Annotated in this window: 20 protein-coding genes, 1 pseudogene and 2 riboswitches; of the genes and pseudogenes, 19 read left to right on the top strand and 2 right to left on the bottom strand. The window is 67.4% G+C overall.

What is annotated here, in order from left to right:
- Positions 1–128: 128 nt before the first annotated feature.
- From GZ67_RS0114685 to GZ67_RS0114625, 13 genes are all read left to right on the top strand, one after another.
- Positions 129–1,817 (top strand): ABC transporter substrate-binding protein, encoded by a 1,689-nt coding sequence (locus GZ67_RS0114685; RefSeq protein WP_029262921.1) that lies wholly within the window; start codon positions 129–131, stop codon positions 1,815–1,817.
- Positions 1,818–1,857: 40 nt separating this feature from the next.
- Positions 1,858–2,853, top strand: coding sequence for an ABC transporter permease (locus GZ67_RS0114680; protein WP_029262920.1), 996 nt, complete (start codon positions 1,858–1,860; stop codon positions 2,851–2,853).
- A complete protein-coding gene (locus GZ67_RS0114675) occupies positions 2,846–3,832 on the top strand; it encodes an ABC transporter permease (protein WP_029262919.1) in 987 nt (328 codons plus the stop codon). Before GZ67_RS0114680 ends, GZ67_RS0114675 begins: the two co-directional genes overlap by 8 nt.
- On the top strand, positions 3,829–4,680 hold the full coding sequence (locus GZ67_RS0114670; protein WP_029262918.1) for an ABC transporter ATP-binding protein: 852 nt from the start codon (positions 3,829–3,831) through the stop codon (positions 4,678–4,680). Before GZ67_RS0114675 ends, GZ67_RS0114670 begins: the two co-directional genes overlap by 4 nt.
- Positions 4,677–5,546, top strand: coding sequence for an ABC transporter ATP-binding protein (locus GZ67_RS0114665; RefSeq protein WP_051662557.1), 870 nt, complete (start codon positions 4,677–4,679; stop codon positions 5,544–5,546). Before GZ67_RS0114670 ends, GZ67_RS0114665 begins: the two co-directional genes overlap by 4 nt.
- A 138-nt stretch (positions 5,547–5,684) precedes the next feature.
- Positions 5,685–5,779: riboswitch (glycine riboswitch) on the top strand.
- Position 5,780: 1 nt separating this feature from the next.
- Positions 5,781–5,879: riboswitch (glycine riboswitch) on the top strand.
- Positions 5,880–5,933: 54 nt separating this feature from the next.
- The gene (locus tag GZ67_RS0114660) at positions 5,934–7,133 is read left to right on the top strand and encodes a glycine cleavage system aminomethyltransferase GcvT (RefSeq protein ID WP_029262916.1); all 1,200 of its coding nucleotides are present in this window, start codon (positions 5,934–5,936) and stop codon (positions 7,131–7,133) included.
- The gene (gene gcvH, locus GZ67_RS0114655) at positions 7,130–7,507 is read left to right on the top strand and encodes a glycine cleavage system protein GcvH (protein ID WP_029262915.1); all 378 of its coding nucleotides are present in this window, start codon (positions 7,130–7,132) and stop codon (positions 7,505–7,507) included. Before GZ67_RS0114660 ends, gcvH begins: the two co-directional genes overlap by 4 nt.
- Before the next feature lie 61 nt (positions 7,508–7,568).
- Positions 7,569–10,421, top strand: a complete 2,853-nt coding sequence (gene gcvP / locus GZ67_RS0114650; protein ID WP_051662559.1) for an aminomethyl-transferring glycine dehydrogenase — start codon at positions 7,569–7,571, stop codon at positions 10,419–10,421.
- Positions 10,422–10,636: 215 nt separating this feature from the next.
- Complete coding sequence (locus GZ67_RS0114645; RefSeq protein ID WP_029262913.1) at positions 10,637–12,262, top strand: peptide ABC transporter substrate-binding protein; 1,626 nt, start codon at positions 10,637–10,639, stop codon at positions 12,260–12,262.
- 79 nt (positions 12,263–12,341) lie between these two features.
- Positions 12,342–13,271 carry an ABC transporter permease gene (locus GZ67_RS0114640; protein ID WP_029262912.1) on the top strand — a complete coding sequence of 310 codons (930 nt, stop codon included), beginning with the start codon at positions 12,342–12,344 and terminating at the stop codon, positions 13,269–13,271.
- On the top strand, positions 13,261–14,214 hold the full coding sequence (locus GZ67_RS0114635) for an ABC transporter permease (RefSeq protein ID WP_029262911.1): 954 nt from the start codon (positions 13,261–13,263) through the stop codon (positions 14,212–14,214). The genes GZ67_RS0114640 and GZ67_RS0114635 overlap by 11 nt, the downstream gene beginning before the upstream one ends.
- The gene (locus GZ67_RS0114630) at positions 14,211–15,935 is read left to right on the top strand and encodes an ABC transporter ATP-binding protein (RefSeq protein WP_029262910.1); all 1,725 of its coding nucleotides are present in this window, start codon (positions 14,211–14,213) and stop codon (positions 15,933–15,935) included. The genes GZ67_RS0114635 and GZ67_RS0114630 overlap by 4 nt, the downstream gene beginning before the upstream one ends.
- A gap of 2 nt (positions 15,936–15,937) precedes the next feature.
- Positions 15,938–16,507 (top strand): PH domain-containing protein, encoded by a 570-nt coding sequence (locus tag GZ67_RS0114625; protein ID WP_029262909.1) that lies wholly within the window; start codon positions 15,938–15,940, stop codon positions 16,505–16,507.
- Between the two features lie 15 nt (positions 16,508–16,522).
- Here GZ67_RS0114625 and GZ67_RS0114620 read toward each other — a convergent pair whose 3' ends face one another.
- A complete protein-coding gene (locus tag GZ67_RS0114620; RefSeq protein ID WP_029262908.1) occupies positions 16,523–17,329 on the bottom strand; it encodes a CPBP family intramembrane glutamic endopeptidase in 807 nt (268 codons plus the stop codon).
- A 101-nt stretch (positions 17,330–17,430) separates the two neighbouring features.
- Here GZ67_RS0114620 and typA point away from each other — a divergent pair, with 101 nt between their 5' ends.
- Positions 17,431–19,344, top strand: coding sequence for a translational GTPase TypA (typA, locus tag GZ67_RS0114615; protein WP_029262907.1), 1,914 nt, complete (start codon positions 17,431–17,433; stop codon positions 19,342–19,344).
- 183 nt (positions 19,345–19,527) lie between these two features.
- Positions 19,528–20,433: a hypothetical protein gene (locus tag GZ67_RS0114610; protein WP_029262906.1), complete on the top strand. Its 906-nt coding sequence runs from the start codon at positions 19,528–19,530 to the stop codon at positions 20,431–20,433.
- A gap of 47 nt (positions 20,434–20,480) precedes the next feature.
- Here the strand turns inward: GZ67_RS0114610 and GZ67_RS0114605 are convergent, their stop codons facing one another.
- Positions 20,481–21,029 (bottom strand): helix-turn-helix domain-containing protein, encoded by a 549-nt coding sequence (locus GZ67_RS0114605; protein WP_029262905.1) that lies wholly within the window; start codon positions 21,027–21,029, stop codon positions 20,481–20,483.
- Positions 21,030–21,133: 104 nt separating this feature from the next.
- Here GZ67_RS0114605 and GZ67_RS0114600 point away from each other — a divergent pair, with 104 nt between their 5' ends.
- The 4 genes and pseudogenes from GZ67_RS0114600 to GZ67_RS21050 form a co-directional block, all read left to right on the top strand.
- Positions 21,134–21,856: an AzlC family ABC transporter permease gene (locus tag GZ67_RS0114600; protein WP_029262904.1), complete on the top strand. Its 723-nt coding sequence runs from the start codon at positions 21,134–21,136 to the stop codon at positions 21,854–21,856.
- Positions 21,853–22,167: an AzlD domain-containing protein gene (locus GZ67_RS0114595; RefSeq protein ID WP_029262903.1), complete on the top strand. Its 315-nt coding sequence runs from the start codon at positions 21,853–21,855 to the stop codon at positions 22,165–22,167. The genes GZ67_RS0114600 and GZ67_RS0114595 overlap by 4 nt, the downstream gene beginning before the upstream one ends.
- Before the next feature lie 40 nt (positions 22,168–22,207).
- Entirely contained in the window at positions 22,208–22,618 is a 411-nt protein-coding gene (locus GZ67_RS0114590) for a hypothetical protein (RefSeq protein ID WP_029262902.1), read from the top strand.
- A gap of 9 nt (positions 22,619–22,627) precedes the next feature.
- Positions 22,628–22,734: pseudogene (locus GZ67_RS21050) on the top strand (ferredoxin); the annotation flags it as partial.

The following is a 22,734-nucleotide window of genomic DNA, read 5'->3' as shown; positions in this document are numbered from 1 at the left end:
TCCTAACAAACCCCCTCCGGGAAGAGGCCGATCGGCCACCTCCCCGGGCCCACGAACCCCACAGTCGGGGTTCCGCTCCATCCGGAGCGATCCCTCCTGCAGTGCAGCACCGAGAGGAAACAAGAGAAATGATCCGAAACGGAAAGCGCAGAATCGCGCTCACCGCGATCGCCGGAGCATCCGTCCTCGCCATGGGCCTCACCGCCTGCGGCACCGGCGGCGGCGACGACGGCAACGCCGACAGCGACCGTGCCCTTCGCGTCTGGGCCGGCAGCCAGACGCCGATCACCGCGAACTACAACCCGTTCGCGCCCACCGTGCTCCACGGCGCGCTCGGCCCCATCTACGAGCCGCTGTTCTTCTACAACAAGACCGCCGACACCGAGCCCGTCGGCCTGATCGGTGACACCTTCGAGTACAACGAGGACGGCACGGTGATCACGATCGCCATCAAGCCCGACCTCAAGTGGAGCGACGGTGAGCCTCTCACCGCGAAGGACGTCGCGTTCTCCTTCAAGTACGAGGCGAACAACCCCGAGGGCAACGGCCTGGTCTCGGCCGAGGCCACCGACGACACCACGGTCGTGCTGACCTACTCGTCGGCGCAGTACACGACCGAGTTCCAGCGTCTCGGCTCGACCTACATCCTCCCCGAGCACATCTGGGCGGATGTCACCGACTTCGCGAACTTCGCCAACGAGGAGCCCGTCGGCTCGGGCGCATACGTCGTCGAGAAGACGACCAGCGAGTCGTACACCATCGTCGCGAACGAGAACTTCCGCGACGCCGACAAGCTCGGTGTCAAGAAGGTCCAGTACATCGCTGTCGACAACAACCAGACCGCGCAGGACCTGCTCGCCGCCGGCGAGCTCGACTGGACCGGCATGTTCATCCCGAACCCGGACGATGTGACGGGCAACGGGAAGATCGACTGGATCAACACCCCGCAGGACCCCACAGTCCTGTACACCTGCTCGAACGCCGAGCTCGGCTGCACCGGTCCGCAGACCGACGTCGCCGTGCGTCAGGCACTCAACGTCGCGATCGACCGCGCCACCATCAAGGACAAGGCGTTCGTCGGGCTCACCGGTGACATCTCGCCGACGTACGCTCTGCTGCCCCGTGACGAGAAGTGGGTCGCGGACCCCGCCAACGAGGTCAGCCCGCAGGAGGCGAACATCGCCGAGGCGGACGCGATCCTCGAGGCCGCCGGTTACACGAAGGACGGCGACTTCTACGCGAAGGGCGGCGTGCCGCTCGAGCTCACCCTCACCTCGGTCGACGGCTGGACGGACTACAACGACGCCGCCAAGCTGATCGCCGAGCAGGCGGCCGCGGCCGGCATCAAGATCAACGTCTCCACCGTGCAGTGGCAGGAGTTCTCCGACTCCCGACAGGGTGGAGAGTTCCAGCTCATCGTCGGCGGCATGATCGGCACGTCGGTGGCAGACCCGTTCCAGATCTACCGTGACTGGTTCGGCGGCACCGCGGTGCAGTCGACCAGCCCGGTCGGCACCGAGGTCCCGGCGGGTCGCTGGAACTTCAGCCGGTACAACAACCCGAAGGTCGATGCTGCGGTGCAGGCCGCGATCAGCACCGATGACGAGGCCGAGAAGAAGGAGCTGTACGGCACGATCCAGACCGAGATCGTCCGCGACCTGCCCTACATCCCGCTGGTGATCAACGCGACCCAGACCTTCTACAACACGAAGGACTTCACGGGTTGGCCGACGGAGGAGGACCTCTACGCCTTCCCGCCGTCCTGGGGCGCGATCGCGGCAGGCTACGTCCTGACGCAGCTGCAGCCGGCCAAGTAATCAAGAGGAGACGGGAAGCAGGAAGTCAGGAAAGAGTGACATGAAGTTCTATGCACGAAGAATCGGGTTCTACGCGTTCACGCTGTGGGCCGCGATCTCTCTCAACTTCCTGCTTCCCCGTCTCATGCCGGGGAACCCCGCCGACATCATGATCGCCAAGATGCAGCGGGCCGGCGGCGAGATCTCGGAGACGACGATCCGCAACATCAAGCTCCTGCTCGGTGGCGACGACTCCTCGCTCTGGGACCAGTACCTCGCGTACTGGGGCCGTATGTTCCGCGGTGACCTCGGGATCTCGGTGACGAAGTATCCGACACCGGTGACCGAACTGATCGCCGGAGCGCTGCCGTGGACACTCGTCCTGGTCGGCACCGCGACCGTCATCTCGTTCGTCCTCGGTGTCGCGCTGGGTGCCTGGGCCGGATGGAAGCGGGGCACCTGGGTCGACCACGTCATCCCCGCGACCACCGTGCTGCAGTCCATCCCGTACTTCTGGCTGGCGCTGATCCTGGTGTCGGTGTTCGCGGTCGGACTCGGCTGGTTCCCGATCTTCGGGGGCTACGACGTGTTCGACTTCCCCGACGGGCCGGAGCCCACCTGGGCGTTCTTCACCGACGCGCTCGCGCATTCGCTCCTCCCGGCGATCACGATCGTGATCAGCTCCGTGGGCGGCTGGCTGTTCGGCATGCGCAACATGATGGTCGCCACCCTCGCCGAGGACTACGTCCTCACCGCCGAGGCCAAGGGCCTCCGGCACCGCCGCATCATGACGACGTACGCCGCGAGGAACGCGGCCATCCCGTCGATCGCCGGATTCTCGATCACGCTCGGCTTCGTCGTCTCCGGCTCCATCGTCATGGAGCAGGTGTTCACGTATCCGGGCATCGGCAAACTGATGTTCCAGGCCGTCACGAACAACGACTATGCACTGATGCAGGGCCTGTTCCTGGTGATCACCATCACGGTGCTCGCCGCCAACTTCTTCATGGACCTCGTCTATGGCTTCATCGACCCGAGGGCGCGCCAGAATGTCTGATCCGCAGAACACCGCCGGTCTCCTGACCGTCGAGGACGCGCCCATGACGGCGCCGGCCAGCACCGTCTCACTCGCCACTCAGAACCGAGGCCGCAAGCGGCGCATCCTGCCGAGCACATCGCCGAAGTTCATCGTCGGCTCGCTCCTCGTGCTCGCGATCGTGCTGTTCGCGATCATCGCGCCGTTCTTCACGCAGAACCCGCGCAGCACGGCGAACCCTGCACTCCAGCCGCCGTCGGCGGAGCACTGGTTGGGCACCACGAAGCTCGGCAACGACATGTTCGCCCAGCTCGCGATCGGTGCTCAGGGATCGCTCATGGTCGGGTTGATCGCGAGCGTGATCGCGATCGTGCTGTCGCTCGTCTTCGGTGTCCTCGCCGGATACCTGGGCGGCTGGCGCGAAGACGGCCTCGCCCTCATCACCAACGTGATGATCGTCATCCCCGCCCTGCCGTTGGTCATGGTGATCGCCTCCTTCGTGCCGCAGCGCACCTGGCAACTGGTCGCGATCTTCCTCGGCATCACCTCCTGGGCCGGCGCCGCCTACGTCCTGCGCCTCCAGACCCGTTCCCTCCGCACCCGCGACTACGTCTACGCCTCGAAGGTGGCAGGCGAGCGATCGCTCCGAGTGATCCTCGTCGAGATCATGCCGAACCTCCTGCCGCTGCTGACCGCGCAGTTCCTCTTCGCTCTGATCTTCGCGATCCTCGGCGAGGCCGGGCTGTCATACCTGGGGCTCGGACCGACGGACTCGATCACCTGGGGAACCATCCTCAACGACGCCCAGTCCGGTCAGGCACTCGGCCGCGGAGCGTGGTGGTGGTTCGTGCCGCCGGGCATCATGATCGCCATCCTCGGCGCCGGCCTCGCGCTGATCAACTTCGCGATCGACGAGGTTATCAACCCGAAACTGCGCAACGCGCCCGATGCCGCGCGCCGTGTGCGTAAGGCCGCGAAGACGAAGGGGGTCACCGCATGAGCGAGCCGGTGCTGACGGCGCGGAATGTGTCGATCGAGTACGAGGTCGACCCGCCGGTGAAGGCTGTGCGCGACGTGTCCCTGACACTGAACCGGGGCGAGATCCTGGGACTTGCGGGAGAGTCCGGCTGCGGCAAGACGACCCTGGCCTATGGGATGAACCGCCTCCTCAAGGCGCCTGCCCTGATGACGGCGGGGGAGATCGTCTTCCATGACCGCGACGGTCATGACATCGACATCGTGGGTCTCGACGGCGAGGGCCTCCGGGCGTTCCGGTGGGACAAGATCTCGATGGTCTTCCAGGGAGCGATGAACTCGCTCAACCCGGTGATCTCGGTCAAGGCGCAGATCTTCGACATCTTCGACACGCACCGCCCCGGTATGGGTAAGAAAGCGAAGACCGCACGGGCGGAAGAGCTGCTCACCCTGGTCGGCGTCGACCCGAATCGCCTGACGAGCTTTCCGCACGAGCTCTCGGGCGGCATGCGGCAGCGGATGATGATCGCGATGGCGCTCGCCCTCGATCCGCAGGTGATGATCATGGACGAGCCGACGACCGCGCTCGACGTGGTCGTGCAGCGCGGGATCATCCGCGAGATCATGCGGTTGCGCGAGAAGCTCGGGTTCGCGGTGATCTTCATCACCCACGACCTGCCCATGCTGATCGAGATCAGCGACCGGATCGCGATCATGCTGCAGGGACAGATCGTCGAAGAGGGCACGGCGGAGGAGATCTACCGGACCCCGCAGCACGAGTACACGAAACGGCTGCTTTCGAGCTTCCCGTCGCTCAAGGGCGAACGGGGCGACTTCGTCCGCACCGGTGTCAGCCAGGAGGGCGTCCGATGAGCGCGAACACGACCGCCGCCACCACGCCGCAGCCGGCGCGTTTGGAGGCGCGGAACCTGGTGAAGGACTTCCCCCTGCGCTCCGGTTTCAAGACGAACATCCTGCACGCGGTGAAAGACGTGTCCTTCACGATCGAGGCGGGTAAGACGGTCGCGCTGGTCGGCGAATCGGGGTCGGGGAAGTCGACGATCGCGCGGATGCTCATGAAGCTGGAGACCCCCACCAGCGGGGAGATCCTGTTGGACGGGAAACCGTCCGGAACCCGCGGCCGGGCGCTGGAACGCTACCGCGCCGATGTGCAGATGGTGTTCCAGGATCCGTTCGCTTCGCTCAACCCTTTCCACACGATCGTGCATCACCTCGAGCGCCCGATCCGCCTGCACCATCCGGAGCTTTCTCGTGGCGAGGTGCGGGAGCGGGCCGTGGAGCTGCTGGAGCGCGTCCGGCTCACGCCGGGGGAGAGCTACGCCGACCGTCGCCCGCACGAGCTCTCGGGTGGACAGCGTCAGCGCGTCGCGATCGCACGGGCGCTGGCCCCCGGGGCGCGGTTCATCGTCGCGGACGAGCCGGTGTCGATGCTGGACGTGTCGATCCGTCTCGGGGTGCTGAACCTCCTCGCGGACCTGCAGCGCGAGGAGAACCTCGGCGTCCTCTACATCACCCACGACCTGGCCACCGCCCGACACTTCTCGGACGAGATCATGGTGCTCTACAAGGGCGACGTCGTGGAACGCGGGCCTGCGGACGAGGTCATCCTCAACCCGCAGCACGAGTACACCAAGACGCTCCTGGGCGCCGCACCCGAGCCCGACAACCTCGGACGCCTCCGCGACGAGGTGCGCGCCGAGCTCGGCATCGCGCACTGACAGCCTCGCTTCGAATCGCGCGAATGGCCCTCTCGGAGCCCCGAATGGGACCATTCGCGCGATTCGAACGCGCGTCCCCGGAATCCGGCGCCAGGGACCGGACGGGCTAGACTGAACCCACAATTGAAGACAGGCCGAATGAACCACGCGGGAGAGCCCCGGCGAACGCAGCCGGGCACCGAAGGAGCAAGCCTCCCCGCCAATCTCTCAGGTACGCGTACCGCGCGGGTCCGGCCACTCTGAAAAGCGATCCCGCGAGACTGCGGATCCGCCGACGGTGAAAACCCCGCCTCCGTGCACGGGTGAAGCTCTCAGGCCTATGACAGAGGGGGAGTTCCGAGGAGCGGCGATGCCGCCGTTCCGCCCGTAACAGCCCGGGAGAACTCCATGTCCGACCCCCGCTACACCCCGCTGCGTGAACGCCATGAGGCGCTCGGCGCGTCGTTCACCGACTTCGGCGGCTGGCAGATGCCGGTGCGCTACACCTCCGACCTCGCCGAGCACCATGCCGTGCGGAACGCCGCCGGCATCTTCGACATCTCGCACATGGCGGAGTTCCTCGTCACGGGCGAGAAGGCAGCGGAGTTCCTCGATTTCGCACTCGCCGGCCGCATCTCCGCGATGCCGGTGGGCAAGGCGAAGTACTCGCTGATGCTGGCCGCGAACGGCGGCATCGTCGACGACGTGATCGCGTACCGGCTTGCCGACGATCGCTACCTCGTGATCGCGAACGCCGGCAACCGGGGCTTCGTGGACTCCGCGTTCGCGAAACGCGTCCGCGACTTCCCCTCGCTCCTCGAGCGTGAGCAGCCGCCGCTCACGCCGGGGGAGGACCGCAGCTTCGCCGGTTTCCTCGGTGACCGCGGCGTCGATGTGGAGGATGTGTCGGACTCCTACGCGCTGCTCGCGGTTCAGGGGCCTGCCGCCGAGGTGATCCTCGCTGCGACCTCCGGCATCACTGAGCTGAGCAGTCCCTGGGCCGATCAGAAGTACTACGCGTGGGCCGACGCACGTTTCCTCGGAGAGCCCCTGCTCATCGCCCGCACGGGATACACGGGCGAAGACGGCTTCGAACTGCTCGTCTCTGCTGCTGACGCGCCCGCGCTGTGGGACGCACTGGTCTCGGCAGGCGAACCGCACGGGCTCGTGCCCGCCGGTCTCGCGGCGCGCGACACCCTTCGCCTCGAGGCGGGCATGCCGTTGTACGGTCATGAGCTGACCCTCGAGACCCTGCCGTCCCAGGCCGGCCTCGGTCGCGTCGTCGTCATCGCCAAGGATGAGTTCGTCGGCAAGGAAGCGCTCGTCGCCGTCGAGCGGGCCAGCGCATCCGACGCCCCCGTGCTGGTCGGCCTCGTCGCCGAGGGCAAGCGCGCCGGCCGCGCCGGCTATGCCGTCGTCGACGGCGAAGGGGAGAAGCTCGGCGAGATCACCAGCGGAGCCCTCAGCCCTACTCTCGGCCATCCGATCGCGATGGCCTACGTGCACCCTTCTTCCGCCGAAGAGGGAACAGCAGTATTCCTTGATGTGCGGGGGACGAAGATCCCCGCGACCGTGACCGCCCTGCCTTTCTACCGGAGGACCAAATGACCGACCTCGCCGCCCTCAGCTACACCGAAGAGCACGAGTGGATCGCCGCTGACGGCGACACCGTGACCATCGGCATCACCGACTACGCCGCCGAGAAGCTGGGTGACGTCGTGTTCGTCGAACTCCCCGCCGTCGGCACCGAGGTCACCGCCGGCTCCGTCGTGGGAGAGATCGAATCCACGAAGTCGGTGGGCGAGCTCTACGCGCCGGTCACCGGCACCGTCGTCGAGATCAACGACGCAGCCGTCGATGATCCGTCGCTCGTCAACGCGGCACCGTTCGAGGGTGGCTGGCTGCTCAAGGTCACCGTCGCCGCCGGTGCGCTCGACGGTCTGCTGGACCGCGACGCCTACGTCGCGCTGACGGAGGGCTGATTCACCAGTGGTCACTTTCGCCGATCGTCACATCGGACCCACGGATGCCGCGCAGCGCACGATGCTCGCTGCCCTCGGTCTCGACACCGCCGGAGCGGACGACGCGCTGAGCCCGGTCGAGGCGCTGATGCGTCAGGCCGTGCCGGCGTCGATCTACACCGGACCGTCTCCCGAAACCGAGGGTGGGACGCCGACTCGCATCCCCGCGGCAGCGAGCGAGACCGAGGCGCTCGCAGAGCTGCGGACCCTCGCGTCCCGCAACACCGTGAACCGCCCGATGATCGGCCTCGGCTACTACGGGACCATCACGCCGCAGGTGATCCAGCGCAATGTGCTGGAGAATCCGTCCTGGTACACGGCGTACACGCCCTACCAACCGGAGATCTCGCAGGGTCGGCTCGAGGCTCTCATCAACTTCCAGACCATGGTCTCCGACCTCACCGGTCTCACCACGGCCAACGCCTCGATGCTGGACGAGTCCACGGCCGTCGTCGAGGGGATGCTGCTGGCGCGGCGCGCCTCCAAGTCGGCGTCGAACGTGTTCGCGGTCGACGCCGACGCACTGCCGCAGACCAGGGCGATGCTCGCGACCCGCGCGGAAGCCCTCGGGATCGAGATCGTGTCCGTCGACTTCGCCGCGGGGGAGGAGCTGCCCGGTGATCTCTTCGGTGTCTTCGTCCAGTACCCGGGCGCATCGGGTCGGGTCTGGGATCCGTCCGCCGTGTTCGACGCCGCGCACCTCGCCGGCGGACTCGCCGTCGCAGCGGCTGATCTGCTCGCGCTCACACTGATCGCGTCGCCCGGGTCGCTGGGCGCGGATGTGGCCGTCGGCACGACGCAGCGCTTCGGAGTGCCGATGGGCTTCGGCGGGCCGCACGCCGGCTACATGGCCGTCCGCTCCGGCCTCGAGCGACAGCTCCCTGGCCGTCTCGTCGGAGTGTCGGTGGATGCCGACGGCAAGCCCGCGTACCGTCTCTCTCTGCAGACGCGCGAGCAGCACATCCGCCGTGAGAAGGCGACGTCGAACATCTGCACCGCCCAGGTGCTGCTGGCCGTGATGGCGGCGATGTACGCGGTCTATCACGGCCCGGATGGGCTCCGTGCGATCGCGTCGGAAGCAGCCACGAAGGCGGCGCTGCTCGGTACCTGGCTCGCAGAGGCGGGCGCCGAGGTCGTGCACGACGCGTTCTTCGACACGGTCACGGTGCGGGTGCCGGGGCGTGCAGCCGAGCACGCCGCGCAGGCGCGCGACGGATACGGCATCCTGCTCCGCGTGGCCGACGCCGACACGATCGGCATCTCGGTCGATGAGACCACCACGGTGACCGAGCTGCATCAGGTCGCGATGGTCTTCGGTGGCGCGCAGGAGCGTGCGTTCGGCTTCCTGCAGCGTGGCAGCAACGCCCTGCCGTCGGACCTGGGGCGTCAGGACGAATATCTCACGCACCCGGTGTTCCACGCACACCGCAGTGAGACCGCCATGATGCGGTATCTGAAGAGCCTCGCCGACCGTGACTACGCACTCGACCGCGGCATGATCCCGCTGGGCTCCTGCACGATGAAGCTCAATGCGGCCACCGAGATGGCGGCGATCACGTGGCCCGAGTTCGCGGGCATCCACCCGTTCGCTCCGGCGGCCGATGTGCAGGGCTACCTCGAGCTCATCGATCAGCTCGAGGGTTGGCTCGCCGAGGTCACCGGGTACGACGCGGTCTCGCTGCAGCCGAACGCGGGCTCACAGGGCGAACTCGCGGGGCTGCTCGCGATCCGCGGCTACCACCACGCCAACGGCGACCAGCATCGCACGATCTGCCTGATCCCGTCTTCGGCGCACGGCACGAACGCGGCGTCGGCCGTCCTCGCAGGCATGAAGGTCGTGGTCGTCGCGACCGACGAGCTCGGCAACGTCGACCTCGACGATCTGCGCGCGAAGATCGCGCTGCACGCCGACGACCTCTCGGCCCTGATGATCACCTACCCCTCCACGCACGGCGTGTACGAGGAGCAGGTGGTCGACATCACCGCAGCCGTGCACGACGCGGGCGGGCAGGTCTACGTCGACGGCGCGAACCTCAACGCGCTGCTCGGCTACGCGCGGTTCGGCGACCTGGGGGGCGACGTCTCGCACCTCAACCTGCACAAGACGTTCGCGATCCCGCACGGCGGCGGCGGCCCCGGCATCGGTCCGGTGGCGGCGAAGGCCCACCTCGCGCCGTTCCTGCCCTCGCACCCGCTCGCCCAGAGCGCGGAGCACTTCGGCGGGTACACCTTCGACGGCGGAGTCATCTCGGCAGCGCCGTACGGCTCGGCCGGGATCCTGCCGATCTCGTGGGCGTACGTGCGGATGATGGGTGCCGACGGACTGCGTCGCGCCACCGCGGCAGCCGTGCTCTCCGCCAACTACATGGCAGAGCGGCTCGGTTCCCACTTCCCGGTGCTCTACACGGGCGAGAACGGGCGGGTGGCTCACGAGTGCATCCTCGATCTGCGTCCGCTCAAGGAGGCCACCGGCATCACGGTCGACGACGTCGCCAAGCGCCTCATCGACTACGGCTTCCACGCCCCGACCATGTCGTTCCCGGTCGCGGGCACGCTGATGGTCGAGCCGACCGAGTCGGAGGACCTCGACGAGATCGAGCGCTTCATCGAGGCCATGGTCATGATCAAGGCCGAGGCGGAGGGGGTCGCCGCCGGTCGCTGGCCGGCCGACGACAACCCGCTCGTGCACGCGCCGCACACCGCGGTCTCGCTCATCGCGGGGGAGTGGAACCACGCGTACTCGCGGGAAGAGGCGGCATACCCCGTGCGCGCCCTCGTCGCAGGCAAGTACTGGCCGCCGGTGCGCCGCATCGACCAGGCGTACGGCGACCGCAACCTCGTCTGCGCCTGCCCGCCGGTGGAGGCTTTCGCCTGAGTCGGATGCTCATGTGAGCACACGGTGCTGCACCCCTGTTGTGGGTGCGGCACCGTCGCTCTTTTCCCGGTGTTTCGGCCTTGTTACGTATGGTCACCACTCAGTAACAGTTCGTTAGCTGAGGGCGGGGGCGACGCGGGTGCGGGTTACGCTCAGGTATCCCTGCCTGCTCGATGGTGAGCGCGCAGAATCCCCGTGTCCACAGGAGGACAAAAGTGAAAAGAAACAGGACTGCCCTCGCGGGCACCGCTCTGCTGGCCGTCGGCGCGATCGCGCTCGCAGGCTGCGCATCCGGCGGCGACAACGGCAGTGGTGAAGAAGGCGGCGAAGCGTCGACCGGAATCGTCACGGTTCAGAGCAACGAGCCTCAGAACCCGCTCCTCCCCGCCGTGACCAACGAGGTCGGCGGCGGACTCGTTCTGCAGAACATCTTCGCCGGTCTCGTCTACTACGAAGCCGACGGCGCCCTCGCCAACGACCTCGCCGAGTCGATCGAGTCGGAAGACAACCAGACCTGGACCATCAAGATCAAGGAGGGTGAGAAGTTCAGCGACGACACCCCCGTGACCGCGGAGTCCTTCGTCGAGGCATGGCAGTATGCCGCCTCCGACCCCGCCTTCGAGAACCAGTGGTGGTTCGCCAACTTCTCCGGCTACAGCGCCGACGCCGTGAAGGAAGACTCCCTCGCTCTCGAGGTCGTCGACGACACGACGTTCACGGTCGAGCTCGCCGCTCCGCAGTCGGACTTCCCGACCACTCTGGGCTACCAGGTGTTCGCGCCGCTCCCCGAGTCGTTCTTCGATGACCCTGAGGCGTTCGGCCAGGCTCCCGTCGGCAACGGCCCGTACGTGCTCGACAAGTGGGAGCACGACTCCGTGATCTCGCTGCTCCCGAACGAGAGCTACGACGGTCCCCGCAAGCCGCAGAACGGTGGAGTCGACTTCGTCAGCTACGCGACCGCCGAGGCTGCGTACACCGACCTGCTCTCGGACAACCTCGACGTGATCAACCCCGGCGTGCCGCCGACGGCTCTGGCCACCTACAAGGACGACCTGGGCGACCGCGCCGTCGACCAGCCGGCCGCGATCTGGGAAGGCCTGACCATCCCGGCACGCCTCGCTCACTTCGGCAACGACGAAGAGGGCAACCTGCGTCGTCAGGCCATCTCCTACGCGATCGACCGCGAACAGGTCACCGACGTGATCTTCGAGGGCACCCGCACGCCGGCCGTCGACTTCACCTCCCCGGTGATCGCGGGCTGGAACGACGAGATCGCCGGTTCCGAGGTCACGCACGCCGACGCCGACAAGGCGAAGGACCTGTGGGCTCAGGCCGACGCCATCGCCCCGTGGAGCGGCACGTTCACCATCGCGTACAACGCCGACGGTGGACACCAGCCCTGGGTCGACGCGGTCACCAACCAGCTCAAGAACACGCTGGGCATCGACGCCGCCGGTCAGTCCTTCCCCGACCTGGCGACGCTCCGCGAGGAGATCAAGAACCGTTCGCTGAACGCGGCGACGCGTTCGGGATGGCAGTTCGACTACCCGGGTGCGTACAACATCCTGGGCGCGCTGTTCATCACGGGTGCCGGTTCCAACGACGGCGACTACTCGAACCCCGAGTACGACGAGCTCGTGCAGAAGGGCTCCACGGCGCCGTCGGTCGAAGAGGGCAACAAGCTCTTCGAGCAGGCGCAGGAGGTCCTGTTCACGGACCTTCCCGTCCTGCCGCTCTGGTACCGCTCGACCAACGCCGGTTTCTCCACGCTCGTCGACAACGTCGAGTACGGCTGGGACAGCTGGCCGATCGTGTACGAGATCACCAAGGCCGGCGAGTAACACTCCCGCTCTGATCTGAACCCGCCGTGCGGGGCGATGCGCAAGCGTCGCCCCGCACGGCGCGGTTGAGTTCACGCCTATGACTGCCTACATCATTCGTCGCCTTCTTCAGGCGATACCCGTCTTCCTCGGGGCGACCTTCCTGATCTTCTCGATGGTCTTCCTGCTACCGGGTGACCCGATTCTCGCTCTGTTCGGTGACAAGACACCGACCGATGCGCAGTACGCCGCCTTGCAGGCGCAGTACCACCTGGACCAGCCGTTCTTCACGCGCTACCTGATCTACCTCGGCGACCTGTTCCAGGGCGACCTGGGAACGACTTTCCGCGGCCAGAGCGTCAATGAGATCCTCGCCGCGAAGTTCCCGGTGACGCTGCGCCTCGCGCTGCTGGCGATCGTCATCCAGCTGCTCTTCGGCGTCGTCGTCGGTCTCATCTCCGGCCTGCGCAAGAACAGCCTTTTCGACCACGCCTCGATGCTGGTGAGCCTTCTGCTCATCTCGATCCCGGTGTTCGTGCTGGCCTTCATCGCGCAGTACTTCCTCGCCATCGAGTTGCATCTGTTCCGACCGACGGTCGGACGAGGTGCGCCCTGGTCGGACCTGATACTCCCGGCGATCGTGCTCGCCGCACTGAACTTCGCCTACGTGGTGCGGCTCACGCGCAACTCGGTCATCGAGACGCGTCAGCAGGACTTCGTGCGGATGGCGTTCGGCAAGGGCCTCCCCACGCGGCGCGTCATCCCGGTGCACGTGCTGCGCAACTCGCTCATTCCCGTGACGACGAACCTCGCTGCCGACTTCGGCATCCTGATCGTCGGCGCCACCGTCACCGAGGGCGTGTTCAACGTGCCCGGTATCGGAAACGAGCTCTTCAAGGCCATCAACCAGCACGATGGGCCGGAGATCGTCTCGATCGTGACCGTGCTCGTCGTGATCTACGTCCTGGTCAACCTGTTCATCGATCTGCTCTACGGTGTGCTCGACCCGAGGATCCGCTATGTCCGATAACACTCCCACCCGCCGCATGGCGCACTATGTGGCCGAGGCAGACGAGGGCGGCCTCGGGGCCGTCGATGCCGTCCGTGTCAGCGAGCGCAAGAGCAACCTGTGGCTCGATGCGTGGCGCGACCTCCGTGGTCGCTGGATGTTCTGGACCGCCGGCGTCTTCGTCGTGCTGCTGGTCATCATCGCGTCGTTCCCCGACCTGTTCGCTCCGGTCGACCCCTTCCAGTGCGACCTGAAGTTCTCGAACGACGGCCCTTCCGCAGGGCACCCGCTCGGGTACACCTTCCAGGGCTGTGACGTGTACTCCCGTGTCGTGCACGGCGCAGGGACCTCGCTGTCGGTCGGCATCCTGGTGACGATCATCATCGCTGCCATGGGCATCGTGATCGGTGCGTTCGCCGGTTTCTTCGGCGGCTGGATCGATTCGCTCCTCATGCGCATCGGCGACATGTTCTTCGCGATCCCCTACGTGCTGGCCGCAGTGGTCATCATGTCGATGTTCCTCGACAACCGGAACATCCTCGTGGTCTCCCTCGCGATCGGCTTCTTCGGATGGCCCTCGGTGGCGCGCATCCTGCGCGCCGAGATCCTGCGCGTGCGTTCGGCCGACTTCGTGATGGCGTCCGAAGCGCTCGGGGTATCCCGGGTGCGGACGATGTTCTCACACGTCATGCCGAACTCGATCGCCCCGGTGATCGTGCTCAGCACGGTCGGTCTGGCCGCGGCCATCACGGCCGAGGCCACGCTGTCCTTCCTGGGCGTCGGTCTGCCGCCGGAGTTCATCTCCTGGGGTAACGACATCGCGGCCGCGCAGACGCGTCTGCGCACCGACCCCATGCCGCTGATCTATCCGTCGATCGCTCTCTCCCTCACCGTGCTGTCGTTCATCATGCTCGGCGAGACGGTGCGAGACGCGCTCGACCCGAAGGCGAGGGCACTGCGATGACCGCCGAATACAACCCCGATGTCCCGCTCCTGTCGATCGAGAACCTGGAGGTCGCGTTCAAGACGCAGGACGGTTTCGTCCCTGCGGTGCGTGGCGTCAGCTTCGACATCTACCCGGGCGAGACCATGGCGATCGTCGGTGAGTCCGGCTCGGGCAAGTCGACGACCGCGCACGCGATCATCAACCTGCTGCCCGGCAGCGGGAAGGTCACCGGTGGCGCCGTCAAATTCGAGGGTCGCGACCTGACGAAGCTCGGGCGCTCCGAGATCGAGCATGTGCGCGGCAACCTCATCGGCCTGGTTCCCCAGGACCCGATGAACAGCCTCAACCCGGTGCACCGCATCGGTTTCCAGGTGGAGGAGACCATCCTCGCCAACGGGCAGGCCGACGGCCGCAAGGCTGCACGCAAGCAGGCCATCCAGGTGCTGAAGGAGGCAGGACTGGCGGATGCCGATCGGCGTCTGCGGCAGTTCCCGCACGAGTTCTCCGGCGGCATGCGCCAGCGGGTGCTCATCGGCATCGGGCTGTCGTCCGATCCGAAACTGCTCATCGCCGACGAGCCCACCAGCGCGCTCGACGTCACGGTGCAGAAGCGGATCCTCGATCACCTCGACACCCTCACGAAGGAGCGCAACACCGCGGTCCTGTTCATCACCCACGACCTCGGCCTCGCCGCGGAGCGGGCGGAGAACCTCGTCGTGATGCATCGCGGTCGCATCGTGGAATCGGGTCCCGCGCTCGAGATCCTGCAGAACCCGCAGCACCCGTACACCCAGCGGCTGGTCGCCGCGGCGCCGAGCCTGGCGTCGAAGCGCATCCAGACGGCGGTCACGGGTCACGTCGACCCTCTCGCCGAGGTGCTCACGGAGTCCACGGGCACGGTCGATCTCGCATCGATCGCCCACACCGAGGCGGTTCCTGCCGAGCCGGTGATCGAGTTCCGAGATGTGACGAAGGTCTACAAGATCCGGGGGAGCGGCTTCCGTTCCACCGATTTCACGGCCGTCGACAAGATGTCCTTCCAGGTGCCCAAGGGCTCCACGATGGCCATCGTCGGCGAATCCGGTTCCGGCAAGTCGACCGCCGCCAAGATGCTGCTGCGTCTGGAGACGAAGACGTCGGGCTCGATCCTCGTGAACGGTCGGGACACCGACACGCTCTCACGGCCCGAGCTGCAGGCACTGCGTCGCGAGATGCAGCCGGTCTTCCAGGACCCGTACGGTTCGCTGGATCCGCTGCACAACATCGGCAACACGGTGGCGGAGCCGCTGCGCGTGCACGGGGTCGGCGACTCCGCCTCGCGCCGCAAGCGCGTTCTCGAGGTGCTGGACCAGGTCGCGCTTCCGTCGAGTGTGGCCGACCGGTATCCGAACGAGCTCTCGGGCGGTCAACGCCAGCGCGTCGCCATCGCCAGAGCCCTCGCGCTCAAGCCGGAGATCGTCGTCCTCGACGAGGCCGTGTCGGCGCTGGACGTGCTGGTGCAGGCGCAGGTGCTGAACCTGCTCGCCGAACTCCAGTCCGAGCTCGACCTGACGTATCTGTTCATCACCCACGACCTCGCGGTCGTCCGGGTGATCGCGGATCGCGTCTGTGTGATGGAGCAGGGGCGCGTCGTCGAGCACGGCACGGTCGACGACATCTTCGCGAACCCGCAGCAGGAGTACACGGAGCGTCTGCTCCAGGCGATTCCCGGCGCGTCGATCACCCTCGGGAGCCACTGACGGTGACGACGGACGACAGGTCGGAGGGCGTACGGACATTCCGTGCGCCCTCCGGTCCCGCCGCGCTCGTGATCGGCTCGCTTCTGGCCCTGTTCCTGTTGGGCGATGCTGTCCTGCGGGCCGGGTGGGGGCCGATGCTGCTGCTCGCCCCGTGGGTGCTGCTGGTGCTCTGGCTCGTGTATGTGAGCTCCTTCGCCTCGGCCGTGCGCATCGACGACGACGGTGTGGTGGTGCAGAACCTGCTCCGCCGCATCACATTCGGCTGGCAGCGCGTGCGCGCCGTCGACCTGCGGTGGCAGCTGATCTTCTCGCTCGACGACGGGAAGGATCTCGCCTGCTACGGGGGACCGGCCAAGGCCGGCCCGATCCGCATGCCCGCTCGCGGGGGCGACGGCGAGGAGAAGATGCCCGCAGGCATCCGCGCGCTCACCGAGATCGAGGAGCGCTGGGAAGCCGCCCCCGCCACCGCGGACGCCCCGATCCGACGCAGCTGGGATCGTCCGGCCACGATCGCGCTGGTCGTGATCGTCGTCTGGGCCGTGCTGGCCGTCCTCGTGGCGAACGCGGGTTGACCGCGACTCTTCGGCTCAGCCGGGGAGTCCGAACAGGTCGGGCCACAGCGCTGCCGCCCACGGGTACCCGACGAACGCGGCCGCATCGATAAGGAAGTGCGCGACCAGGAACGGCATCAGGCGCCCTGAGCGCTGATACAGCCAGCCGAACAGCAGACCCATCGCGAGGTTCCCGAAGAACGCGGGATAGCCCTGATACAGGTGGTAGCTGGCCCGCAGCACCGATGTGCCGATGATGATCGACCACGGCCCCCAGCCGAGCTGCTTCAGCCGCGTGAAGAGATATCCGAGCAGAACGAACTCCTCCTGCAGCGAGGCCCGTGCGGCAGCGAGCAGAAGGACGGGCACCGTCCACCAGTAGGCGTCGATGCCGGCGGGGTCGATCGCCACGGTCATCCCGAGCGCGCGACCGGCGAGGTAGAGGCCGATGCCGGGCACGCCGATGGCCAGGACCAGCAGGACGCCGCGACCGATGTCGCGCCCCGCCCTGGTGCCGTCCAGCCCCAGCTGCCCCAGGTGCGGTCGGCGCGACTGCCAGAGCAGGAAGCACACCAGCAGCACGGGGACGAGCGAGAAACCGATCGCGAGCACCTGGTAGATGAGGTCGAAGATCTCCCGGTCGCTGCGTGAGGGATTCAGCTTCGCGACCTGATCGGCGATCGGGATCTCATCGGTGAGGCGGTAGGCGAGCTGCACGATCGCGTACACGGCGGACTGCCCGAGCCCGAGCGCCAGGACGATCGCGATCTCCCACCACAGCCGTGCGCGAGAGGGGGCGGGGGAGAGCTCGGGAAGGTCTCCGGAGGCCTGCGGTCGGGTCACGATCTCGATGCTACGACCTGTTTTCAGGAACACGCCCTGAGCTTGCGTTATCCTGGAACGTCGGCTTCCCGGCAAAATCCCACACTCTTTAGGACACCTGCATGGCGCACGCCCTCCGCTCTGACCTCCGCAACGTCGCAATCGTCGCCCACGTCGACCACGGCAAGACGACTCTCGTCGACGCCATGCTGCGTCAGACGGGCTCCTTCGGCGAACACGCCCACGTCGATGAGCGCGCGATGGACTCCAACGACCTGGAGCGTGAGAAGGGCATCACGATCCTCGCCAAGAACACGGCGATCACGTACAAGGGCAAGCACGCCGGCGGCAAGGAGATCACGATCAACGTGATCGACACCCCCGGTCACGCCGACTTCGGTGGCGAGGTCGAGCGCGGCCTGTCCATGGTCGACGGTGTCGTGCTGCTGGTCGACGCCAGTGAGGGCCCGCTGCCCCAGACCCGCTTCGTGCTGCGCAAGGCGCTCGAGTCGAAGCTGCCGGTCATCCTGCTCGTCAACAAGACCGACCGTCCCGACGCGCGCATCGCCGAGGTCGAAGAAGAGGCGCACGACCTGCTGCTGGGCCTCGCTTCCGACCTGGTCGACGACGTGCCCGACCTCGACGTCGACGCGCTGCTCGACGTGCCGGTCGTCTACGCCTCCGGTCGTGCCGGCGCCGCGTCGCAGAACCGTCCCGCCGACGGCTCGCTGCCCGACAACGACGACCTCGAGCCGCTGTTCGAGGCGATCCTCGAGCACGTGCCCGCGCCGTCCTACGACGACGAGCACCCGCTGCAGGCCTGGGTCACGAACCTCGACTCCAGCCCGTTCCTCGGCCGTCTCGCGCTGCTGCGCGTCTTCAACGGCACGCTCAAGAAGGGCCAGACCGTGGCCTGGGTCCGTGCCGACGGCACGCACCAGAACGCGCGCATCACCGAGCTCCTGAAGACCCGTGCGCTCGAGCGCTACCCGGCCGATTCCGCAGGCCCCGGCGACATCGTCGCCATCGCCGGTTTCGAGAACATCACCATCGGCGAGACCATCGCCGACCCCGAGGACGTGCGTCCGCTGCCGGCCATCACGGTCGACGACCCCGCCATCTCGATGACGATCGGCACCAACACCTCCCCGCTCATGGGCAAGGTCAAGGGCCACAAGCTCACCGCTCGCATGGTCAAGGACCGTCTCGACAAGGAGCTCATCGGCAACGTCTCGCTCAAGGTCGTCGACATCGGACGTCCGGATGCGTGGGAGGTGCAGGGCCGCGGAGAGCTCGCCCTCGCCATCCTCGTCGAGAACATGCGCCGCGAGGGCTTCGAGCTCACCGTCGGCAAGCCGCAGGTGGTCACGAAGAAGATCGACGGCAAGACCTACGAGCCGTTCGAGCACCTCACGATCGACACGCCGGAGGAGCACCTCGGCGCGATCACCCAGCTGCTGGCGGGCCGCAAGGGTCGCATGGAGAACATGACGAACCACGGCACCGGCTGGGTGCGCATGGAGTTCGTCGTCCCGTCGCGCGGCCTGATCGGCTTCCGCAGCGAGTTCCTCACCACCACGCGCGGCACCGGCATCGCGAACGCGATCTCGCACGGCTACGAGCCGTGGGCCGGCTCCATCACGACGCGTCAGAACGGCTCGATCGTCGCCGACCGCCAGGGTGTCGTCACCCCGTTCGCGATGATCGCCCTGCAGGAGCGCATGTCGTTCTTCGTGCAGCCCACGCAGGAGGTCTACGAGGGAATGGTCATCGGCGAGAACTCCCGCGCGGACGACATGGACGTGAACATCACGAAGGAGAAGAAGCTCACCAACATGCGTGCGGCGAGCTCCGACACCTTCGAGTCGATGACGCCTCCGCGCCAGCTGACGCTCGAGGAGAGCCTCGAGTTCGCACGTGACGACGAATGCGTCGAGGTCACGCCCGAGGTCGTCCGCATCCGCAAGGTGAACCTCGATGCGAACACCCGTGCTCGCGAGACCGCGCGTCTGAAGCGCCAGGACGCCAGCGCCTGAGTCTGCTCCGAGAAGAGGGCCTCGTGCCGCCGAAAGGCGTGCGCGAGGCCCTCTTCTCATGTAAATCCCAGGTCAGGGATGGTTTTCACTCAGGTTGATGGTGCAGACTCGTTGGCTTGCGCCCGGGACGAGCTCCCGATGAGTCTCCTGCGAGGGCGTACGACAACCCGAAAGTCGAACCCGATGCTTCAGAAAACCCGTGCGCTTCGGCGTGCCTCGGACGCGGCGTCCGCCCGCGCCGCCGTCACCGCCCGCCGCCCGATGGCCATCCTCGGAGTGACCGCCGCCACCCTGGTCGGAATCACGCTCAGCGTGGGCCTGGCCTCCACCTCTGCCGCGGCCGCCATGAGCCCGGCCATCGCCGTCGCCGCGCCCGCACTGTCCGGTGCCGAGCCGCTGGCGCAGATCACCGCAGACGCTTCGTCTACGCGCGTGGAGGCCCGGAGTGCTGTCGCGGCCGCCGCGGCGGTGAGCGCCGACGTCGCAGCATCCGGCCTCGACGTGGGTGTCTCGACATCGGTCGACACGACCGAGCTCGAGAGCGGCATCGACAAGCTCTCCGACAGTGAGGTGACCCCGTTGCTCCTCGTGGGCATCGTCACCGACGACGTGGAGTCGGAGCTCGCGAAGGTCGTCTCGGACACGGAGGATCTGCGTGCCGCGCTCACCGCGGCACAGGAGAAGCGGGCTGCGGAGGAAGCCGCTGCAGCCGCGGCCAAGGCGGCGGCAGAGCATGCAGCTGCCGAGCGGGCGGCCGCCGCGGCGCTCGCGTCCGCCAACACCGTCGAGGGTGCGAAGGCCTCCGCGCAGCAGCAGATGTCGAGCCGGTACGGCTGGGGCGGGGATCAGTTCTCGTGCCTGGACTCCCTGTGGACCAAGGAGTCGGGCTGGAACTACCAGGCATACAACGCCGACGGCGGGGCTACCGGCATTCCGCAGGCGCTGCCCGGCAGCAAGATGGCATCGGCGGGAGCCGACTGGCAGACCAGCGCCGCCACGCAGATCGCCTGGGGCCTCGAGTACATCTCGGCGGCCTACGGAACCCCGTGCAGCGCCTGGTCGCACTCGCAGGCGATGAACTGGTACTGAGACCGTGAGATCCCAACCCGTCGCCTGTCGTCGGCGGGGAGTGAGGCTCAGCGGAGTTCGGAGATGAGCACGGCGCTCGTGGCCGCTGTCGTCGCCTCGAAGATGTGCGGGGCGTCGCCGGCATACGTCAGATAGTCGCCGGGCTCGAGCAGCACCGGCTCATCCGCCGGTCCGATCAGGGCCTGCCCGGAGATCAGGATGACGTGCTCGATGGTGCCCGGGTGGTGCGGGTCGGAGCGGCGAGCATCGCCCGGTTCGGCCTGGATCAGGTAGATGTCGCGGCGCGCGCCGGGAGGGCTGGCCGACAGCAGCGTCGCGCTGTAGGCGGCCGCGGAGGAGGGGACGCCGGCGAGGTCGTCGGCGCGGATCAGGGTGGGCGCGTTGCTGTGCTGGTCGACGAGGACGGCGAACGGCACTCCGAGGGCCACTCCGAGGGCCCACAGTGTTTCGACGCTGGGATTGCCCGCTCCGCTCTCGAGCTGCGACACGGTCGCTTTGGACACACCCGCGCGGCGCGCGAGTTCCGAGACCGACAGGCCGACGGCCTCTCGTTCTCGGCGCAGAGTGCGGGCGATGCGCGTGCGAAGGTCTTCCATGCGTTCATCATGTCAAACGTTCGTTCGCTTGACTATCCATTCGCGACTGTTCAGAATTATGGTCATGTGTTCAGCGAAGCGAACAAGGATCCGCAGGGCGTGCGATGACCGCCGAGCGTGAGGTCTGGCGTGAGGCGCTCGGCGTCGTGCTCGCGACCAGCGCCTACGGCGTCTCCTTCGGAGCGTTGGCTGTCGCGTCCGGACTCGACGTCTGGCAGACGTGCGTCCTCAGCCTGCTGATGTTCACCGGAGGATCGCAGTTCGCGTTCATCGGCGTCTTCACCGCCGGAGGCCTCGCTGCTCTGCCCTCCGCGGTCGCGTCCGCCGCCCTCCTCGGCGTGCGCAACGTGGCGTACGGAATGCGCATGTCGCCGATCGTCGGCGGAGGGCCGGTGCGCAAGGCTACCGCCGCGCACTTCACGATCGATGAGTCGACGGCCGTGGCGATCTCACAGGGCGACCCGCGGCTGCGTCAGGTGGGCTTCTGGGTGACCGGCATCGGCATCTTCGTGGGCTGGAACATCACGACTCTCGTCGGTGCGCTCGTCGGTGACGTGCTCGGCGACCCCCGGACCTGGGGTCTCGACGCCGCTGCCGCTGCCGCATTCCTCGCGCTGCTCTGGCCGCGGCTCCGGCAGCGGCAGGCCATCGTGGTGGGTGTGGCGGCTGCGGTGGTCGCTGCGGCGTTCACCCCCTTCCTCATGCCGGGTCTCCCGGTGCTCGTCGCGGCGGTCGTCGCGATCGCCGTCGGCTGGTTCAACTGGCTGGGCCGCCGCGAGACGCCGCCGGAGGATCACGCCCGCGTCGGAACGGAGGAGGCGCCATGAGCCTGTGGAGTGCGATCCTCCTCGCCGCGCTCATCTGTGTCGCGCTCAAAGCCGCCGGATACCTGGTGCCGCCCAAGGTCCTCGAAGCGCCTCGCACTGCTCGCATCTCCGACCTGCTGACCGTGGCGCTCCTGGCCGCACTCGTCGCGGTGCAGACCCTCGGCGACGGTCAGGCCATCACGGTGGACGCGCGCGTGCCCGCCCTGCTGGTCGCGGGAGGGCTCCTGTGGCTTCGGCAGTCGTTCCTCGTCGTCGTGGCAGCGGCCGCGCTCGTCGCGGCGCTCCTGCGGCTCTTCGGTCTCGCCTCCTGAGCGACTGCTCGGCCACAGGCGGCGCCGGTAAGATCGACGGGTGCGCGTGAGCTGGGTGTCGAGAGTGTTGTCGTGGGTCGCTGCGGCCCTGGTGGGCGGCGTCTACGGCATCGCCGGCACGATCGCGCACAGCGTGATGTGGGGGCCGATCCCGGTGGGGCTCATCGTGGCCGCCATCGCCTGCGCGGCGATCCTCGTCGCCGTACGAGCGCTCACACACGACAGGGGAGCGGCGGTGGCAGCCGGACTCGGCATGATCGGCATGCTGGTGCTGATCTCCGGCGTGGGGCCCGGCGGATCCGTCGTCGTCCCGGACTCGCTCAGTGGGCAGATCTGGACCTACCTGGTCGCGGGAATCGTGCTGCTCGTGATCGCCTGGCCCTCCTTCTCACGGGTTCCCGTCCGCACGGTCGCACCTGCCGCGCAGGAACCCGAGCGCCACGAGTCGTAGACTGAAGGGGTGACGTATGTGATCGCCCTCCCGTGCGTCGATGTCAAGGATCGCGCCTGCATCGACGAGTGCCCCGTTGACTGCATCTACGAGGGGGAACGGTCGTTGTACATCCA

It is taken from the genome of Microbacterium sp. Cr-K20, from assembly GCF_000708325.1.
Lineage (GTDB): Bacteria > Actinomycetota > Actinomycetes > Actinomycetales > Microbacteriaceae > Microbacterium.
The sequence above is the reverse complement of the archived record's forward strand: the minus strand, read 5'-3'. Positions and strand labels throughout refer to the sequence as shown.

Excerpts from the sequence above, each read along its gene's own strand:
- GZ67_RS0114685 (WP_029262921.1), top strand. The coding sequence starts at position 129 with ATGATCCGAAACGGAAAGCGCAGAATCGCGCTCACCGCGATCGCCGGA.
- GZ67_RS0114680 (WP_029262920.1), top strand. The coding sequence starts at position 1,858 with ATGAAGTTCTATGCACGAAGAATCGGGTTCTACGCGTTCACGCTGTGG.
- GZ67_RS0114675 (WP_029262919.1), top strand. The coding sequence starts at position 2,846 with ATGTCTGATCCGCAGAACACCGCCGGTCTCCTGACCGTCGAGGACGCG.
- GZ67_RS0114670 (WP_029262918.1), top strand. The coding sequence starts at position 3,829 with ATGAGCGAGCCGGTGCTGACGGCGCGGAATGTGTCGATCGAGTACGAG.
- GZ67_RS0114665 (WP_051662557.1), top strand. The coding sequence starts at position 4,677 with ATGAGCGCGAACACGACCGCCGCCACCACGCCGCAGCCGGCGCGTTTG.
- GZ67_RS0114660 (WP_029262916.1), top strand. The coding sequence starts at position 5,934 with ATGTCCGACCCCCGCTACACCCCGCTGCGTGAACGCCATGAGGCGCTC.
- gcvH (WP_029262915.1), top strand. The coding sequence starts at position 7,130 with ATGACCGACCTCGCCGCCCTCAGCTACACCGAAGAGCACGAGTGGATC.
- gcvP (WP_051662559.1), top strand. The coding sequence starts at position 7,569 with ATGCTCGCTGCCCTCGGTCTCGACACCGCCGGAGCGGACGACGCGCTG.
- GZ67_RS0114640 (WP_029262912.1), top strand. The coding sequence starts at position 12,342 with ATGACTGCCTACATCATTCGTCGCCTTCTTCAGGCGATACCCGTCTTC.
- GZ67_RS0114635 (WP_029262911.1), top strand. The coding sequence starts at position 13,261 with ATGTCCGATAACACTCCCACCCGCCGCATGGCGCACTATGTGGCCGAG.
- GZ67_RS0114630 (WP_029262910.1), top strand. The coding sequence starts at position 14,211 with ATGACCGCCGAATACAACCCCGATGTCCCGCTCCTGTCGATCGAGAAC.
- typA (WP_029262907.1), top strand. The coding sequence starts at position 17,431 with ATGGCGCACGCCCTCCGCTCTGACCTCCGCAACGTCGCAATCGTCGCC.
- GZ67_RS0114610 (WP_029262906.1), top strand. The coding sequence starts at position 19,528 with ATGCTTCAGAAAACCCGTGCGCTTCGGCGTGCCTCGGACGCGGCGTCC.
- GZ67_RS0114605 (WP_029262905.1), bottom strand. The coding sequence starts at position 21,029 with ATGGAAGACCTTCGCACGCGCATCGCCCGCACTCTGCGCCGAGAACGA.
- GZ67_RS0114600 (WP_029262904.1), top strand. The coding sequence starts at position 21,134 with ATGACCGCCGAGCGTGAGGTCTGGCGTGAGGCGCTCGGCGTCGTGCTC.
- GZ67_RS0114595 (WP_029262903.1), top strand. The coding sequence starts at position 21,853 with ATGAGCCTGTGGAGTGCGATCCTCCTCGCCGCGCTCATCTGTGTCGCG.